Source organism: Legionella resiliens, assembly GCF_021344005.1.
In the GTDB taxonomy this organism is placed as follows: Bacteria; Pseudomonadota; Gammaproteobacteria; order Legionellales; family Legionellaceae; genus Legionella; species Legionella resiliens.
In genome coordinates this window covers 634392-650435 of the sequence record NZ_JAJTND010000001.1, presented here as the reverse complement: position 1 = coordinate 650435, position 16044 = coordinate 634392, and the positions used below count along the sequence as shown (strand labels likewise).

Here is a 16044-nt window from a genome sequence, read left to right as displayed (position 1 = left end):
AAGAGAAAAGACTCAACTTACTCGCTGCGTAAAGAGACTACCGGCTCCAATTTTGCAGCACGTCGTGCAGGGTAAAAACCAAAGAAAATTCCAGTGGCGGCTGAAACCAAAAAACCTGCTATAGGAGGAAGAAGATAGATTGAAAAATTCCAATCACTAAAATATGCCAGAATACGCGTAAAAATTAATCCTAAAATTACCCCAAGTACGCCTCCTAACAAAGAAAGCATAACCGATTCGACTAAAAATAAAGCTTGAATTTCGCTATTTTTGGCACCCACCGCTTTACGAATACCAATTTCTTTTTTTCGCTCGCTTACGGAAACCAACATAACATTCATCACGCCAATTCCACCAACCAAAAGCGAAATACCGCCGATTACAGCAAGTAATAGAGTAAAAATTTGCCCTTGATTTTCCATACTGGCAATAATTTGTTTTGCACTACGAGAAAAAACACTCAATTTGGGGGTCATTGAACCAATAATTTGTTTTATTTCTTCAATCACTTCATCTATGGGACTATCAGGTTTCAACTCCAGAACCACGTTATTTATCTTGGCATCTTTGCTAATCATACTAATCCCAGCCAATGGAATAATTGCCGCCTGATTGATGTCTTCATTGAAAAAGCCATTTTCCTTCCAGGGTTCCGCCACACCAATAATCGTATATAAAGATTGTCCTATACGTAATTGTTTTCCTATTGGATCGTCAAAGCTAATCTCTTTGATTTGCCGCGCTAAACCTGCGCCAATCACACAATAATGCTCATAAGACTCAACAAAAGAAACAAAATGTCCGGCAGCTAATTTAATATGAACAATTTTTGGCAAATGCTCATTGGCTCCTATAACTGCTCCCTGCATTAATTTTCCCTGAAAGCTCAAAGGTTGGTATGCGGTGCTATAAGGTGCCATATCGACAATATAAGGTATGCGTTCAGGCAACTGTTCCCATTGTTCTGCAGAGATTGACTCCATACTCCCTGAAGTTTTATCCGTCGTTTTTGGGTAAACAGAAATTGCCAATAAATCCGTACCTAACGCCTTGAATTGAGCTAATGCCTTTTCTGTAGCTAATTGACCACAACTAATTAAAGCAACAACCGCGGCAGTACCTACTAAAATTCCTAGAACGGCCAAAAAAGAGCGCAACTTGGCAGCGGTTAAATTAACTAACGCTTGCTGACAATGTCCGGCAAGATTCATGACTCAGTCTCCGCCATAACCATACCATCCACCAGAGTAATTTTTCGCTGGCACAATGCAGCGACCTGCTCGTCATGAGTAATCATAATGATACTGCGTCCTTGGGCGTGCAAACTTAAAAATAAATTCATTACTTCATTACCAGTACGTGAATCAAGCGCCCCGGTAGGTTCATCTGCCAGAATCACTTGTGGCTCTGTAACCAAAGCACGGGCAATGGCAACCCGTTGTTGCTGTCCACCGGATAATTGTGTAGGTCGGTGGTGTGCATATTGATGCATTCCTACTCGCTCTAGGGCAGCAAGCACCCTCTCCTTAGTTTCGGCAGGTCCGACGCTTCGATATATTAAAGGCAATGCCACATTTTGCATGGCAGTAAACCTTGGTAATAAATTGAATTGCTGAAAAACAAAACCGATATTTTGATTGCGCAGCTCGGCTGCTTCATCATCTGTTAACGCAGCAACATTCCGATTCTTCAAGAGATAGGTTCCTGCATCTGCCTTATCCAGGAGCCCCATAATATTCATCAATGTAGATTTACCTGAACCAGAAGCTCCTACAATAGCAAGCAAATCGCCTTCATATACTGTAAGCGATACTTCTTTTAAAATAGTACTGCTCACACCTTCGAGATGATACGTTTTTACAATATCAGTAAGCACCATTAATGATTGCTGAGTCTTCCTAACATCACCTAAATGCCGTGGATTTATTGCAGGATTCAAAAGTTTTTCAAGAATACTTGAGTCCTCTGCCAAATCCTCAGACAAGGCATTTGAATTGATTACGAGATCACTCATACACCACCACATCGCCGGCCTTTAAACCGCTCTCAACAACAACTGAATCTGCTTGTGCCGCACCTGTTGTAATCACTCGCTTTTCAATAGCGTCTGAATTATTCAGTAAATTAACGATACTTTGTCCTTTTTCCCGCTTTATCGCAGCAATAGGTATGATGAGTTGCTTGCCATTATCCACACTTAATTCAATAGAGGCACTCATGCCTACTTTGATCCATTGTTGCTGCTCTGGAGTCAATTTCTTAACTTCTACTACTGCTGTAAAAAAGGGGAGCCCATTGTTATTTGATGCTTGTGCATTTACTGCGACCAATTGCCCTTTTAATGGATATTTACCAAAAGCGACTCCACTCACTACTGCATTCATGCCTGCTTGAATTTGGGTTATATCGATTTCTGGAACATCAATTTCGATACTGATTCCAGATAAATCACCAATCAATCCAATGACTTGGCTCGACTTCACTGTAGAGCCCACGTTAACACGTACACTTTTATCCTCACCCGCTTTAGGAGGATACAGTAGTACTCCCTCTCTAGGTGATTTTAAATGAATCACATTATGCTTGGATGCCAAAATTTTTTTTATCTTATCAAAATCAGCCAAACTTAATGCAGACAAATTTTTTGGACTATTTTCATCAAGCTTTTCTAACATTTCAGTCAGTTTACGTGTAGACTGCATTAAAGTAACCCGAGCTGTATCCACATTAGATTTTTCACTCATGTAGTTGTTTTTGGATAATAAACCCGAGTCCCATAAATCCTGAGTTCCCACAAATTTGGCTTTTGCTATGGTGTAACTGTCTTTGGCTTTTAAGTATTCCGTTAATGTGTCATTAAACTGCCTTTGTAACTCCGTTGAGTTTAGAGTTAAAATCACCTCACCTTTTTTGACCATTTGTCCATAATGAAAATTCATTGTTTCAACCACTGCTTCCATTGGACTGGTTATGGTATTTTCATGTAAAGGCTGAACCGTTCCTGTAAAATGCAAGGTTTTATGGATTGTCTGTTCCTCGACTTTATATTGGTGTAACGCAACCGTTTTTTTCTTTTCATGATGACCGCATGAGGATAAAAGAAACCCGACTAATAATAAAATAACGACTTTTAATGTGTTTAAATAACTATTCATCCACCATACCTTAATTTAATTTGCCAATGATCAAGCGTTGTTCCCAGAGTCCTTTGTAAGTTTGATATCTGATTAAGATACGCAATTTTTGCATTAATTAATCCGGACTGGGCCTGAATCAGCTGGTTCTGCGTGTTGTTTACATCCAACGCACTGGATATACCTGCTTGTTGTTTTTTCTTTTCCAAAGCATAAGATTGCTCTGCAAGTTTCACTTGTTTTAAGGCCAATTGATAACGTTTTGCCAAACTTCTAATATTGTTTATGGTATTAGTGATATTCGTTATTAATGCACGTTTCGTTGCCAGTAAATTTAAACGGTCTTTTTCCAAGCGCACTTTAGCATTAATTAATTGACTGCGGCGACTGATATCATTCAAAGGCACGGTTAATGTCAAACGCGCTGCCTCGGTTATGTTATTTCCATTGTAAATGCCTCTCACCCCTCCATTAACGCCTGTCACATCGTTTAAAACACCACTTTGCACATTCCCTGACACATCCAATTGCCACAACTGTTGATTCTTGGCCACTTTATAAGCTCGCTCATCTGCGCGTAATGTCATTTTTTGTGCCAAATAAACGGTATTATGATTTAAAGCCTGTTCAATGGACTTCTGCAAATCTGGAACTGCAAGCTTATCTAAAGCAACATCACTAGGGACTGATATATGCATTTCTGGATCAAGGCCAATGATCTGCAAGAGATCCTGCGATGCGGTTTGAAATTCATTTCCCGCCTGCTCCACCATCAAACTTAACGATTCAATTTGGTAGGATTGCTGGATGTTGCCTGTTGGCTCTAATTGACCTGCCTTTATCTTTTTTTCATTAATTTCATACGATTTTTTTGCCTCTTTTAACTGCAAGCGCTGATTCTGTAAATTATTTCCGCTTAAAATAAGCATTCGATAAGCCATAAGAACTTGGGTGACTTGGTCCGCGACCGATTGCTGTAAATTTAATTTGTTTAACCATTCATTGTCTTCAGCATTTAAAAGCGCTGTTTCGTTTACTGCTTTTCCAAAGCCACGTAATAAAGGCTGGGTTAAGGAAAAATTCAATACAGGATTGTAATTATTATTATCATTGACGTTATTGTTTATCGATAAATTTGCTGTTGTACCTAGTTTTGTTTTCAAATTAAACTCAGGACTGCCTAATAGCGTATGAGTTGTATCGGTACCTACCCCATTAAACCTGCTTTTTTGGATTACCCCAGACGCACCCAAAGCGTATTGCAGTTCAAACTGATTGTGGGCCAAACGCAATTGATAACGTTGTACGATTCGATCCAGTTCGGCATTTTGGATGTTTGGGTTATAGCGTAAGGCCAACAAAATTGCTTCTCTTAGGCTCAAGTGATGTACGGTTTTATTACGTGCTGCAGGAGAAGTTGGCAATTCTATCCAGTTATGCAGCATAAACTCAGGATTCTCTATCGCTTTTTGCAATCGTTTTTCTGCTTGTTTTACCTGTAAATCTTCAGTAGCAGGGAGTGCCCAAACATTAAAACCAAATAGGTAAAAGACTAAGAAAAATATAAGTACGCTTCCTTGCCTCCGTCCCTTCCCCAGGACGGAGTGTGGGGATACGTAGTTACAAAAAAATAAAATTTGTATGTCTTTCTGTTTTCCAGATGAAAATATGGAGTTAAAGTTTTTAACTAACATCATTTTTTGTTCCAGACTGCAAATCGTTGCATATCCTGCAAACGTAATGCAGTGAGTTGGCCACCCCAAAGACATCCTGTATCTATTGCATGAATTTTGGGATGGGGACATTCCCCCATTAAAGCAGCCCAATGTCCAAAAACCATATCCACATCAATTTCTTTACGATGCGGTACTTCAAACCAAGGATAAAGACTTGCTGGCGCTTGAGCAATAGTTCCTTTATAACCCAACTCGAGCCGTCCTTGTGCATCACAAAAACGCATGCGCGTATAGTAATTGGTAATAACCCGAAGCCGGTCCATCCCTCTTAAATTATCAGACCATATTTCGGGTTGATTACCATATAAATGCGATAAAAAATCACGATAAGTGTCACCTGAAAGCACCTCTTCAAGCTCTTTAGCATATTGCATTGCCTGTGATAAATCCCATAAAGGACAAATTCCTGCATGACACATCGCCACCTTCAGTTCTGGTGAGTAATACAAAATGGATTGCTTTCTTAGCCAATGACCTAAAGACTCACCATCAACTGCGTCGATTACTTCGTGCAAAGTATCATCATGCCCCTTCCACGGCCTACCACCAAATAATGAGCCTAGTAAATGTAAATCATGATTACCTAAAGTCACTCTTGGCGTAATGGGTAAGGAACTAATAAAACGTAAGACAGCTAAAGATTCAGGCCCACGATTCACCAAATCGCCAACAAACCACAAACGATCTCTTTTGTCATCAAAATCGATTAATTCCAACAGTCGTTGCAAAGGCTCATAACAACCTTGTACATCACCAATTGCATAATCAGGCACCGTTTTTTGCTCCTGGCCTTAGCGCATTCCCTTCGTTTTCAACCTCTTGCCATTTCCCTGCTGCATCCAATTTTTGTAACGAACTTGCCAAGCTCATGTTTTGCTGCTGGATAAACTGACTGTTAAATTGTGCTTTATGAATCAATTCCGTGGCGGACATCGACTCTACTTTTCCAGTGCTTGGGTGAACTACTTTTACAGACTCAGGTAAAGCAAGCGTGTACTTGGAAAATACAATCCCGCTCTCTATTTGTTTTCTTGTCTCAAATCGACTTAACACACCGCCATCAGCAGCAAGACTGTGTAAACCTAAAGATAAAAATCCATTTTGTGCAGCTTGCCAATTTTTATACTCAGGATGTTCGCGTACAAATAATTGAAACATTTCAGCACACATCAGCATACCCCCAGGAACCATAAATAAGGGGGCTTTATTAATCATAATCTTGCCACCATCTAACGCTTTAATCATCCATTGGATAAACTCCATGCCTACAGCCTGTTCCTTCTCTAATAAGGTCTCTGGCTGGCCACCAGAAAAAGTCCCTGCACGATAACGCCCCCCGCCATGAGCAGGAGTCCCTCTCACCATAAACTCAAGTAAATAACGTTGAATTGCAATGGCTTCAGCTCGAATTAATATGGCTCCCAAAGTACCCGCAGAACGCTCATCTTCATTCAATAACGCAAGCCATACTGAAAGAACTTCTGGATTAGAGGCTATCCAGGCAAACCCACTGGTCGGCATTAATGTTTTTGCCATCAATATATTGAGGCGACGTCGAAATTCAATTTCCGGTTCTTTTTCAAACTCGTAAAAGTAATAAATTCCAGTGCTGGTTATATTTTCAAGTAAAGGATTCCATTCTTTTAAAAATTGACCGTTGGTGTCATAAAAACTAACACGGTAATCTACAAACAACTTACCTATCCCTTGGAGAATTGCAGCTGAAAAAAGTGCATATTGCCAAAGCTTTTGCTCTTCAGATAATGAATCAGGCTGGTCCTGTACCATAAATTCCTGGAAAAGGCTCAGTGCGGCTTCCGTACGGTTTAGTGCATGATCCACCAATCCACCTTGCTGGGAATAATAACTGTTTGCTGTCTCAGGTAAATTTTGGCAATAGTTAACCAGGTTATTGATAAGCGTGGCACATAAGCTATCATATCGCGCAGTTTCCAAGCCGGATAACATTCTCATCTTTTTCAGTAATACTTGTCTCTTGTCTTCCGACAAAAAGAGATTCGCATTAACAATGCGTGTTAAATCTTTTAAAGATTTACCATGTGTAGACAAGGAACCTTTACGTTGACGTTGACGATGAAACAAGGCCATCTCCATAATAATTAATAACTCCAAAATTGATAAATTATGTCCATGATGATTAATTTTACACTAATTGGAAATAAATTTCGCTAGTTGAACATATTCCGAAATAGAAATTTGTTCTGGTCGTTTACTTCCATCAATACCGAATGTGCTCAATTGTTCAACCGTTACTATTCCCTTTAAATTGTTATTAAGTGTTTTACGACGCATGGCAAATGCACTGGCTACCAGACGCTCTAACTGCGCTATAGAAACTTTTTCAAAGGGCGAATCGCGATGGGGAATAAGACGAACCATCGCTGAATCTACTTTAGGCTGTGGATCAAACGCTTCTGGAGGAACATTAAACAAATGCTCCACAGCACAATGGTATTGCAGCATCACCGTTAACCGGCCGTAGGCTTTACTACCTGGTTGCGCTGCCAAACGCTCTACTACTTCCTTTTGCAACATAAAATGCATGTCTTCTATGTATGGCGTAAAGTGCAATAAATGAATGAGCAAAGGTGTGGAAATATTATAAGGTAAATTCCCTACCACACGTAATTGGGGGCCAAATTGGCTGTAATCAAGGGTTAATGCATCCGCCGCAATTAAATGCAATTTATTCTGGGCAATAGGGCGTTCTGATAGATAATGGTGTAAATCAGTATCGATTTCAACCGCTGAGAGATGATTTAGGCGCCGCAACAAGAACTCAGTTAAAGCCCCCAAACCCGGACCAATTTCCAGCATGTTATCTTCTGCTTGCGGATTAATTGCTCGGACAATGTCATCAATAATATGTCGGTTTTGTAGAAAATTTTGGCCAAAACGCTTGCGTGGGCTGTGCCTCACCTTAATTCATCCCATAAAATAAAAGCTAATTATAACGCGCATCATCAATAAAAAGTAGCCTAGGAGTGGCGAAGGCGGATTCTGGTTTTCCATTACTGGTTGCGATATGTACCTGTAGCTCAAGTGAACAAATTTATATAGCATAAACTTCTTGATTTGGTGTAAAATTCGGCCACTATGAACAAGGCTGGGATCATTATGGCTTATAGAAAAATGTTAAAATCCAAAATTCATCGCGCTTGTGTCACTGAGGCGGATTTAGATTATGAAGGAAGCATTACTATTTCTCCGGAACTGCTTAAGGCAGCAAACATATTGCCTTATGAAGCAGTCAATGTCTGGAACATCACTGCCGGCACTCGATTTGAGACTTATGCCATCACGGGCAGACCAGGCTCTACGGAGATTTGCGTGAATGGAGCAGCAGCGCATTTGGTGACCCCAGGAGATTTAATCATTATCGCTTCCTTTACTCAAGTATTGGAAGAAGAATGTGCAACTATAGTTCCTACTGTAGTCTTTGTTGATCAATTCAACCGCTTAAGGGAAATTCGGCCTGAAAAAGTTGGATTTAAAAGCAAAGTGCTTGCTGAAGCTTAAAAATTTCTCTACGTACTGCGCATAAAGCGCAGTACGTAAGGGGAAGGTCAAGAACCATGTTAAATCACCTTCTAGAATTACGCCGCCGTGGATTGCAAACCTTAATATGGTTTGGCAGCTTATTTCTTATTTTCTTTTTTTTGGCTAACGATTTATATCGAGCTTTGGTTAGCCCACTGCTGCATACGCTTTCAGCTCAAGAAGGTTTAATTGCGACTCAAGTAACATCCCCAGTATTTACTCCCTTAAAACTCGCCGCTGATGCGGCTATGTTACTCAGCGCTCCTTTTGCTTTATTTCAATTTTGGCGCTTTATTAGCCCCGGCCTTTATCAAAGAGAACAAACTACGCTGCGTATTGCTCTAATCTTCAGCCTTGTACTTTTTCTCGCCGGAGTTTTATTTTGCTTTTATTTGGTTTTGCCGTTTATGTTTCACTTTTTTGCACACGCCTTGCCTAAAGGGGTGCGCTATATGCCTGACATGGCTTATGCTTTGGATTTTATCACCAGAATGCTTATGATTTTTGGCTTTTGTTTTCAGATACCCTTGATTTGCTTTGTGCTGGTGCGTTTAAAAATCATTGAGGTCATGACGCTAAAAAAAATCAGGCCTTATGTCATCGTTGGAGCTTTTATTGTAGGGATGTTACTTACACCACCAGACGTTTTCTCACAAGTCATGCTCGCAACTCCACTTTGTTTTCTTTATGAAATAGGGGTTATTTTGGCGATTTATCTTATTTAACTTTTTGATTTTTAAATAAAAAATATGATCATTTAATAATCAGTTAATGTGTTTTATAATGCCCCCTGCTTTAACCATTTAGATGTGAGATGTACAAAAATGATAAGTAAAGAAGAGTTAATCCGTCAATATCGGGAAAAACAGCAACAAATCACGACACATAAAGAACAGTTGCTGTACTTAAAACAACAAAAAAGCGAAAAAGAAAGTGCTATAGCACTACTTAATAAAAAGAATAAAGCCATCATCGAAAATGAAGTCCCTGCAGCTTTAAAACTGGCTCAAATAAATGCCAGTCCATCAGTCGACTTAAATAAAGAAGATAAACAAGCTGTTTTGCGCTACCTCCAAGAGCAAGAAACTGCTTTGCGCAAAGTAGAAGAGCATAATAAAGAGCTTTTTGAGAAAACAAAAAAATTAAGTGCATTGCTGCAAAATGTTGGAGAACACCTGGCAGTCGGTTATGACCGAAATAAACTTGCTGAATTGGTTAATCATTCAGGTATTACGAGTACTAAGAATCCTAAAAACATCGGATTTGATTTATTATTGGAACTCCTTGAAGAAGAGAAAAGCAAATATACTTGGACCTTAGACTCAACCGATAAACGCAACTTATTAAGTGCTGTCTCTCACAAAGAGGAAAGCATCCAGTTTATTCTTGGTGTAGATGAACAGACCCAAAGGGAAATTTCATCTGCTCTAGAAGAATTAGAACAACTTAAATTAAAACTGGTGCGTAACTTTGATGAAAGAAACAGCTCTGCTGAAGCAGTTGTTCTACTTACTCAACAGATAATCCAGAAAGAAACCGTTACGATTAAAGAACTTGCAGACGAAGAAGAAGAGCTCGATCGACAAATTAAAATTATAGAAAAGCAAGAAGAGGAAACAAAACAACAACGGGAAAGTGAAGAAAGGGAAAAAGCAGAACAACGTGCAATCCTTGCTGAGAAGCTTGCCGGAATGCTTGAATTATACATCGATGATCGTAACAAACATTATCATACTAAGGATTTATTTATTTCTGAAGATAGAGATATTCGCGACCAATTTATTAAAGAAATCGGTAATGCAGAAAATGGCCTATTAAAAGCATATGTGGAATCAGGAAACAGTGAGGTAGTGCTTAAAAAAATTACTGCAGAAGTGGATAAATTTCCTGGCGCCAAAATGCAAGCGACTCTGAGTAAAATTGTAGTTACGTTAATCGAAGCCGATGCAAAACCTGAGGTTGTAGAAAATCTTTCTCAAAAAGCGGAACAGGTACTTCTAGCGTTCGAAACCAAGGATGGCCGGCATCGGGAGTATGCCCTGAAAATACGAAGTCTATATGGAACAATTGACGGCATAAAAACTTATGCAAAAGACTTATCCGAACATGAAAAAGAAATCATGAATCAGCTTTCTGAGGATCTTAAAAAGGATTTGGATCTATTTACCTATCAAAATCAGGAAAAGATTCCAGGAAAAGAGACCTATCAAAAATTTGAAATGAAATTTAAAGCAAAATTGCACAGTCAAGATGATGTTATGAGTGAATATTCGTCTTGGCCAGAAGTTGTATTCAATATTTTGTTGAGTCTTGCAACCATAGGTAAATTGATTTATTCGAAAGTGACAACTGGAAGAGCATCTTTCTGGTTCGATAAAATCGAAGACCAAAAGGAAGCCGAACTTCCTGTTGATGAAGCCTTAAAAGATATAGGTAATTTTTTAAGCGCTTAATGTGGATAACAAATTATGTAGCCTGAATACAGCACTCAGGCTACATATTATGTTTTATTTCAATTCAATTTTTCATGGGTAATAAGCCTGTTATATTGTATCATCCATTGTAAAATGTTTTTTATTACACCAATGAATACTTCCAATGAATTAAGGCTGGCTGCACATCTGCAAATTCAAGAACAACTACGCCAAAGTGCAACTCACCGTTTTAATGAAATCAATAAAAAATATACTGAATCGGGTTCTATATTAATAGATCAATTAAAAAAGATTATCCTCAAAAAATTATGCAGAATTCATAAATTAGCCCTCGTTTTAATTGACATACAAAATGACTTCGTACTGCAAGAGTTCGCTTTATATGTTCCCGCTGGCGAAAATACATTAATACGCAATATGGCCTTACTTGATGCACTTATTGAGCTTGTTGCACATTACCCTGAGCTGTGTCAGCAAATCGAAATCATTACCACTCAGGATGCACATGTTTTTGGACGAACCCAAGACCATGTTGATGCACAAATAATGGCTCAAGGTTATGGGCAAATACATACTCATAGAATCCTAAAAATTGAACGCCATGAATTACAACAGCTTAATCCGGAAAATGGACAATATGGATTACATTGCCTATGCGGAACAATAGGTGCCGCGATTTCACAGCCAATTGAGGAGCGGCTAAACATTCTGGAAAAAGAAATTTCGCTTTACCGTTTTGCTAAAATTAATTTCTCTGCACCTGAAGCAGGAATGAAACTTAAGGAAGGAATTGATTTAAGTGATCCAGGTTTTTTAAAAGAGATGGATCATATTTATGACAAGGATGCTCTGCCTTTCCTCCAATTTTTCCGAAATAAATCTTATAACGAACTATTCATTACCGGGATTTGCGGAAATATTTGTGTGCAACAAGCAGCCGAAGGGCTGGCAGAAGCAGGAGAAAAGGTAAGTGTAGTTGATCCCTGCGTGCATTACCTGGTTATCCCAAACTTGAGTTCTTATGACGACGTATGGTCAACCGTTCAAAAATCTTATGCTGTAAAAGGAATAAATTCGATTGAACTTGCTGATTTTCAATCAAATCCTGAATGGGCCCAATCAAAGAAAACACCGGTTACTTAATAATGAACTCACCTTAACTATGTAGTTCTTCTAGCTGGGTGAACATACAGGGGCACCCAGCCTCACAATTTAAGCAAATAAATAATTAATACCTAAACGAGCAATTTGACCATTGAAACGTGAGGTCGTACTTACTGCGTTAACAAATAATGGGTTTCCTGCATCAGGACCACCATTAATTAGACTTGTCAGGGGAGTAGACCGATACTTAAGAGAGTCTAAATCATAATACAAATATTCCAATTTTGTGCTCCACTGTCCTTGAAATCTCCATTCTAAAGTGCCCCCTACTGTCCACCCATTCTGTATAGAGGAAGAGCTTCCATTGCTTGTAAATGTCCTCACCAAATTGTTTGCAGTTCCAAGATAGCTCTGAGTTAGATCCGTATCTGAACGAATTCCTCCATAAGCATAACCACCTGTTGCGGCAAAGAGTAGTGAAGGAGTAGCCAGAACCCCTATACGCGCTCGTACTGTCCCTAAATAATCAATACTCTGAGTCAGGGATAGATTAGACGCTATTCTTGAAGTCCTAAAAGTAGGAATTGCCACGACTTGTTGCGCAGCAACTGCCTCCGTTCCAGGCGTTATACCTTGAATATCAGCCTCCACCCCCAAAACAAATTGATTGAAAGAGTATAAATAGCCAATTTGTCCTCCTCCGATAAAACTGTCTTTATTTGATGAGAAAGAAGAGGTGCCGGCAGTTACTGAGGTAGCTGCTGCCAATGCCGAAGTGCTGGCAGCAGAGGGTAAAGTACGAACCGTAGAAAGACGAGCATGCGCCTCGTTATGTGTATTTGCATAACCCCCATTAATTCCAGCATAAAACCCAGTCCAACCTGCAACTGGAACAGGTGCTGCTGTAGGACAAGAGCCCACCCCAACCATACAGACTATTAAAGAAAATTTAATAAAATTCATAAAGATAAATTGAAATTTAACCTAATGAAAATTCTATCACGGAGTTTTTCACAATCCAATTAAACTAATATTTATTAATTACCCGCCCTTATTTTTCTCTTTTACATGTTCTCGAAACTTCAAGCTAAATTCACTTCTACCGATATATCAATCAAGATGCTCAACAAAGAGGCTTATATGAATAAAATCGCGCAATTTAATATTGGGGATTTAGTGATTCACAAAAGCAGCCGCTACAGAGCAATCGTAGTGGATGTTGATCCTTTATTTCAGGCTTCTGGACGTTATAATCCACAAGCACATAAGCGTGAATTTGCTACTCGAAATCCGTGGTATCGCTTATTGGTTGATGACAGCAGTCAAATCACCTATGTTGAAGAATGTATGCTCATTGCCGACACAAGCCAAAGGCCAATTAACAACCCACATATCCACTTTTATTTGAAAGAAAATGAAGGGCATTACAGGAGTGCAAGTCCTACACACTAAACGCTGATTTGTAACCTGGGTGCAGCGAAGGGGAACCCGGGATTGAGAGTTTTATTCTATGATCAAAATCCCGGCTCCGCTTCGCTGCACCCAGGTCATTTTTTTATGTATTCCTTAAAATTAAGACTAAAAGCGCAACAAAGCCAATCAAAACAAGAGCCAATACACCCATAGTATAAAAACTTTTGTTTAAATTTTCCTTGCTAAATTGCTCAGGACGGCCTTTGATTGCGCGGTACAAAATGAACATGATCAGCCCGGCGCCCATAAGACCCAGAATTTGATATAAAGTCTCCATAAAACTCTTCCTTATTTTGCTTCAAAACTAAATGCATCCGAAAATAAACGAGCTGAGGAAACACCATTACTTACCAATACATCACGAGTACTGTATACCATATCAAAAGGTCCACTGATAACGATTTGCCATTCACCAAGATCTTGTGGATGCTTGCTCAGTACAATAGAAGCGAGAGGTACAGTATTATCCTCAGAAACCGAAGAAAAATATTTAAAATGGCTTACATGAGTCTGCCAACTTGTTACCTTTTCATCCATGTATAAATCATTTTGCAACCGTGCACCCCAAAACAATTCAAAAGCTCGAGTATCTGAAGCAGATAATAACTGCTCGATCATCGCTTTTACAGGGGCAAAGCCAGTACCGCCTGCAATAAATAATATAGGGAGTTGCGGATCCAAATGTTTTATGGAGCACTCACCAAAAGGCAGGCGGATGTTTACAAAACCATATTCCTTGATATGGGCAAATAATCGCTGATTGTAGGGATTTTCCAAGCTATGGCGTATGTGAAGCTCATATTTATGGGAGCCTAATGGAGCATTAGCAATAGAATAGCTAAATGCTTCTTTACCGAAAAGAATTTGTAGATATTGTCCCGCTTGATAATCAATGTATTTTTCAGGAGTTAAAATCAAGCGCATGATGCTGTCTGTCAAGGGTGAAATATCCTCTACCAGAGCTTTAATTGTTTTTTCCTTCATTCATCTAACCCCAGAGAAGACCAATAACCATTGACTTTTTTTAATATTTCTTCATCCATAACAATGGGCTCCCCCCATTCTCTTTGTGTCTCACCTGGCCATTTGTTGGTTGCGTCCATTCCTATTTTTGAACCCAAACCTGATACAGGTGAAGCAAAATCCAGATAATCAATCGGTGTATTTTCCATCATGACTGTATCTCGTGCAGGATCCATACGTGTAGTCATTGCCCAAATCACATCCTGCCAATTTCGCGCATCAATATCATCATCACAAACAATGACAAATTTGGTGTACATAAACTGTCTTAAAAAAGACCATACTGCCATCATGATTCGCTTCGCATGCCCAGGATACTGTTTCTTCATTGTGACTACAGCCAAACGATAAGAACATCCTTCTGGGGGCAAATAGAAATCAACAATTTCCGGGAATTGTTTTTGCAATAAAGGGATAAACACCTCATTTAGCGCAACACCTAAAATAGCAGGCTCATCAGGCGGCCGGCCAGTGTAGGTACTATGATAAATCGGCTCATTTCGATGGGTGATGCGTTCTACAGTAAACACTGGGAAAGTTTGTACTTCATTATAATAGCCCGTATGATCTCCATAAGGCCCTTCTGGCGCCTCTACTCCAGGCTCTAAATAGCCCTCTAAAATAATTTCCGCACTCGCTGGAACATGCAGCTCATTCCCAATACATCGTGTGAGACGCGTGCGTTGACCTCGTAATAATCCGGCGAAAGCATATTCAGACAAAGTATCAGGTACAGGGGTCACTGCAGCAAGTATGGTTGCAGGATCCGCGCCTAAGGTCACTGCAACGGGAAAACGTTCCCCGGGATAAGCTTTTTGCCATGCCTGATAGTCCAATGCACCACCACGATGGGATAACCAACGCATGATTAATTGATTTTTGTTTAATACTTGCTGCCGGTAAATTCCCATGTTTTCACGTGTTTGATGAGGCCCTTTAGTGGTTACAAGCCCCCAGGTTATTAATGGCGCCGCATCTTTAGGCCAGCAGGTTTGAATCGGTAACGAATTAAGATCTACCTCATCTTTTTCCCAAACATGAGTTTGGCATTCTGCACCGCTTACATATTTTGGTGCCATATTGAATGCCTGTTTTAACAAAGGGAGCTTATTAAAAGCATCCTTAAATCCTTTGGGTGGATCAGGTTCTTTTAAAGCAGCCAATAATTTGCCTACCTCTCTCAATGCACTGATGTTTTCTTCGCCCATTCCCATAGCCACACGCTCAACGGTACCAAATAAATTGGTCAGAACGGGCATTTGATGGTTTGGAGTATTGGTAAAGAGAAGGGCTGGGCCGCCTGAACGCAACACCCGATCACTGACTGCGGTCATTTCAAGATAAGGCGATACGGGATAGGATATGCGTTTTAATAAATCACGTGATTCCAATTGCGCAATAAAATCTCTTAGATCAGAGTATTTCATTAATAATCCCCTAGAGAAACTTCACTGCCATTAAGTTAAACCCATGTTGAGTAAAATCGTCATCCTTATGTAGGCAGAGATCCAACTCTAATCGAACCCAAGCCAACTCAGGAATGGATATTCCCGCTTACGCGGGAATGACAAATTTCTT

Annotated in this window: 16 protein-coding genes; 5 read left to right on the top strand and 11 right to left on the bottom strand. The window is 39.6% G+C overall.

The window, feature by feature from the left end:
- Positions 1-17: 17 nt before the first annotated feature.
- The 7 genes from LXO92_RS02785 to rsmA form a co-directional block, all read right to left on the bottom strand.
- Positions 18-1211, bottom strand: coding sequence for an ABC transporter permease (locus tag LXO92_RS02785; RefSeq protein ID WP_182351231.1), 1194 nt, complete (start codon positions 1209-1211; stop codon positions 18-20).
- Positions 1208-1879 (bottom strand): ABC transporter ATP-binding protein, encoded by a 672-nt coding sequence (locus LXO92_RS02780; RefSeq protein ID WP_182352709.1) that lies wholly within the window; start codon positions 1877-1879, stop codon positions 1208-1210. Before LXO92_RS02780 ends, LXO92_RS02785 begins: the two co-directional genes overlap by 4 nt.
- Before the next feature lie 127 nt (positions 1880-2006).
- The gene (locus LXO92_RS02775; protein WP_182351230.1) at positions 2007-3155 is read right to left on the bottom strand and encodes an efflux RND transporter periplasmic adaptor subunit; all 1149 of its coding nucleotides are present in this window, start codon (positions 3153-3155) and stop codon (positions 2007-2009) included.
- Complete coding sequence (locus LXO92_RS02770; RefSeq protein WP_182351229.1) at positions 3152-4831, bottom strand: TolC family protein; 1680 nt, start codon at positions 4829-4831, stop codon at positions 3152-3154. The genes LXO92_RS02775 and LXO92_RS02770 overlap by 4 nt, the downstream gene beginning before the upstream one ends.
- Entirely contained in the window at positions 4828-5643 is an 816-nt protein-coding gene (locus tag LXO92_RS02765) for a symmetrical bis(5'-nucleosyl)-tetraphosphatase (RefSeq protein WP_182351228.1), read from the bottom strand. The genes LXO92_RS02770 and LXO92_RS02765 overlap by 4 nt, the downstream gene beginning before the upstream one ends.
- Entirely contained in the window at positions 5636-6985 is a 1350-nt protein-coding gene (locus LXO92_RS02760) for a conjugal transfer nickase/helicase domain-containing protein (protein ID WP_232890355.1), read from the bottom strand. The genes LXO92_RS02765 and LXO92_RS02760 overlap by 8 nt, the downstream gene beginning before the upstream one ends.
- 54 nt (positions 6986-7039) lie before the next feature.
- Positions 7040-7810 (bottom strand): 16S rRNA (adenine(1518)-N(6)/adenine(1519)-N(6))-dimethyltransferase RsmA, encoded by a 771-nt coding sequence (gene rsmA / locus LXO92_RS02755; RefSeq protein ID WP_182351226.1) that lies wholly within the window; start codon positions 7808-7810, stop codon positions 7040-7042.
- A gap of 198 nt (positions 7811-8008) precedes the next feature.
- Between rsmA and panD the strand changes: the two genes are divergently transcribed.
- From panD to LXO92_RS02735, 4 genes are all read left to right on the top strand, one after another.
- The gene (gene panD, locus LXO92_RS02750; RefSeq protein WP_182351225.1) at positions 8009-8410 is read left to right on the top strand and encodes an aspartate 1-decarboxylase; all 402 of its coding nucleotides are present in this window, start codon (positions 8009-8011) and stop codon (positions 8408-8410) included.
- A 56-nt stretch (positions 8411-8466) separates the two neighbouring features.
- Positions 8467-9156 carry a twin-arginine translocase subunit TatC gene (gene tatC, locus LXO92_RS02745; RefSeq protein ID WP_232890354.1) on the top strand — a complete coding sequence of 230 codons (690 nt, stop codon included), beginning with the start codon at positions 8467-8469 and terminating at the stop codon, positions 9154-9156.
- 99 nt (positions 9157-9255) lie between these two features.
- Positions 9256-10884, top strand: a complete 1629-nt coding sequence (locus LXO92_RS02740) for a hypothetical protein (RefSeq protein WP_182351223.1) — start codon at positions 9256-9258, stop codon at positions 10882-10884.
- A 114-nt stretch (positions 10885-10998) separates the two neighbouring features.
- Positions 10999-12009, top strand: a complete 1011-nt coding sequence (locus LXO92_RS02735; protein WP_232890353.1) for a cysteine hydrolase family protein — start codon at positions 10999-11001, stop codon at positions 12007-12009.
- A gap of 69 nt (positions 12010-12078) precedes the next feature.
- On the opposite strand, the gene LXO92_RS02730 is transcribed toward LXO92_RS02735, so the two are convergent.
- Positions 12079-12933 carry an outer membrane protein gene (locus LXO92_RS02730; protein ID WP_182351222.1) on the bottom strand — a complete coding sequence of 285 codons (855 nt, stop codon included), beginning with the start codon at positions 12931-12933 and terminating at the stop codon, positions 12079-12081.
- A gap of 177 nt (positions 12934-13110) precedes the next feature.
- Here LXO92_RS02730 and hspQ point away from each other — a divergent pair, with 177 nt between their 5' ends.
- A complete protein-coding gene (gene hspQ, locus LXO92_RS02725) occupies positions 13111-13422 on the top strand; it encodes a heat shock protein HspQ (RefSeq protein ID WP_182351221.1) in 312 nt (103 codons plus the stop codon).
- 103 nt (positions 13423-13525) lie between these two features.
- Here the strand turns inward: hspQ and LXO92_RS02720 are convergent, their stop codons facing one another.
- The 3 genes from LXO92_RS02720 to ubiD are packed head-to-tail and all read right to left on the bottom strand — an operon-like array spanning position 13526 to position 15893.
- Positions 13526-13720, bottom strand: coding sequence for a hypothetical protein (locus tag LXO92_RS02720; RefSeq protein ID WP_182351220.1), 195 nt, complete (start codon positions 13718-13720; stop codon positions 13526-13528).
- A gap of 11 nt (positions 13721-13731) precedes the next feature.
- Complete coding sequence (locus LXO92_RS02715; protein WP_182351219.1) at positions 13732-14427, bottom strand: NAD(P)H-flavin reductase; 696 nt, start codon at positions 14425-14427, stop codon at positions 13732-13734.
- Positions 14424-15893, bottom strand: coding sequence for a 4-hydroxy-3-polyprenylbenzoate decarboxylase (gene ubiD, locus LXO92_RS02710; RefSeq protein WP_182351218.1), 1470 nt, complete (start codon positions 15891-15893; stop codon positions 14424-14426). Before ubiD ends, LXO92_RS02715 begins: the two co-directional genes overlap by 4 nt.
- Positions 15894-16044: the final 151 nt, after the last annotated feature.

Bases quoted from the DNA above. Each gene is read 5' to 3' on its own strand.
- tatC (WP_232890354.1), top strand. From the start codon at position 8,467: ATGTTAAATCACCTTCTAGAATTACGCCGCCGTGGATTGCAAACCTTA.
- LXO92_RS02785 (WP_182351231.1), bottom strand. From the start codon at position 1,211: ATGAATCTTGCCGGACATTGTCAGCAAGCGTTAGTTAATTTAACCGCT.
- LXO92_RS02760 (WP_232890355.1), bottom strand. From the start codon at position 6,985: ATGGAGATGGCCTTGTTTCATCGTCAACGTCAACGTAAAGGTTCCTTG.
- LXO92_RS02715 (WP_182351219.1), bottom strand. From the start codon at position 14,427: ATGAAGGAAAAAACAATTAAAGCTCTGGTAGAGGATATTTCACCCTTG.
- LXO92_RS02730 (WP_182351222.1), bottom strand. From the start codon at position 12,933: ATGAATTTTATTAAATTTTCTTTAATAGTCTGTATGGTTGGGGTGGGC.
- panD (WP_182351225.1), top strand. From the start codon at position 8,009: ATGGCTTATAGAAAAATGTTAAAATCCAAAATTCATCGCGCTTGTGTC.
- ubiD (WP_182351218.1), bottom strand. From the start codon at position 15,893: ATGAAATACTCTGATCTAAGAGATTTTATTGCGCAATTGGAATCACGT.
- LXO92_RS02720 (WP_182351220.1), bottom strand. From the start codon at position 13,720: ATGGAGACTTTATATCAAATTCTGGGTCTTATGGGCGCCGGGCTGATC.
- LXO92_RS02780 (WP_182352709.1), bottom strand. From the start codon at position 1,879: ATGGTGCTTACTGATATTGTAAAAACGTATCATCTCGAAGGTGTGAGC.
- LXO92_RS02775 (WP_182351230.1), bottom strand. From the start codon at position 3,155: ATGAATAGTTATTTAAACACATTAAAAGTCGTTATTTTATTATTAGTC.
- LXO92_RS02770 (WP_182351229.1), bottom strand. From the start codon at position 4,831: ATGATGTTAGTTAAAAACTTTAACTCCATATTTTCATCTGGAAAACAG.
- LXO92_RS02740 (WP_182351223.1), top strand. From the start codon at position 9,256: ATGATAAGTAAAGAAGAGTTAATCCGTCAATATCGGGAAAAACAGCAA.
- LXO92_RS02735 (WP_232890353.1), top strand. From the start codon at position 10,999: ATGTTTTTTATTACACCAATGAATACTTCCAATGAATTAAGGCTGGCT.
- hspQ (WP_182351221.1), top strand. From the start codon at position 13,111: ATGAATAAAATCGCGCAATTTAATATTGGGGATTTAGTGATTCACAAA.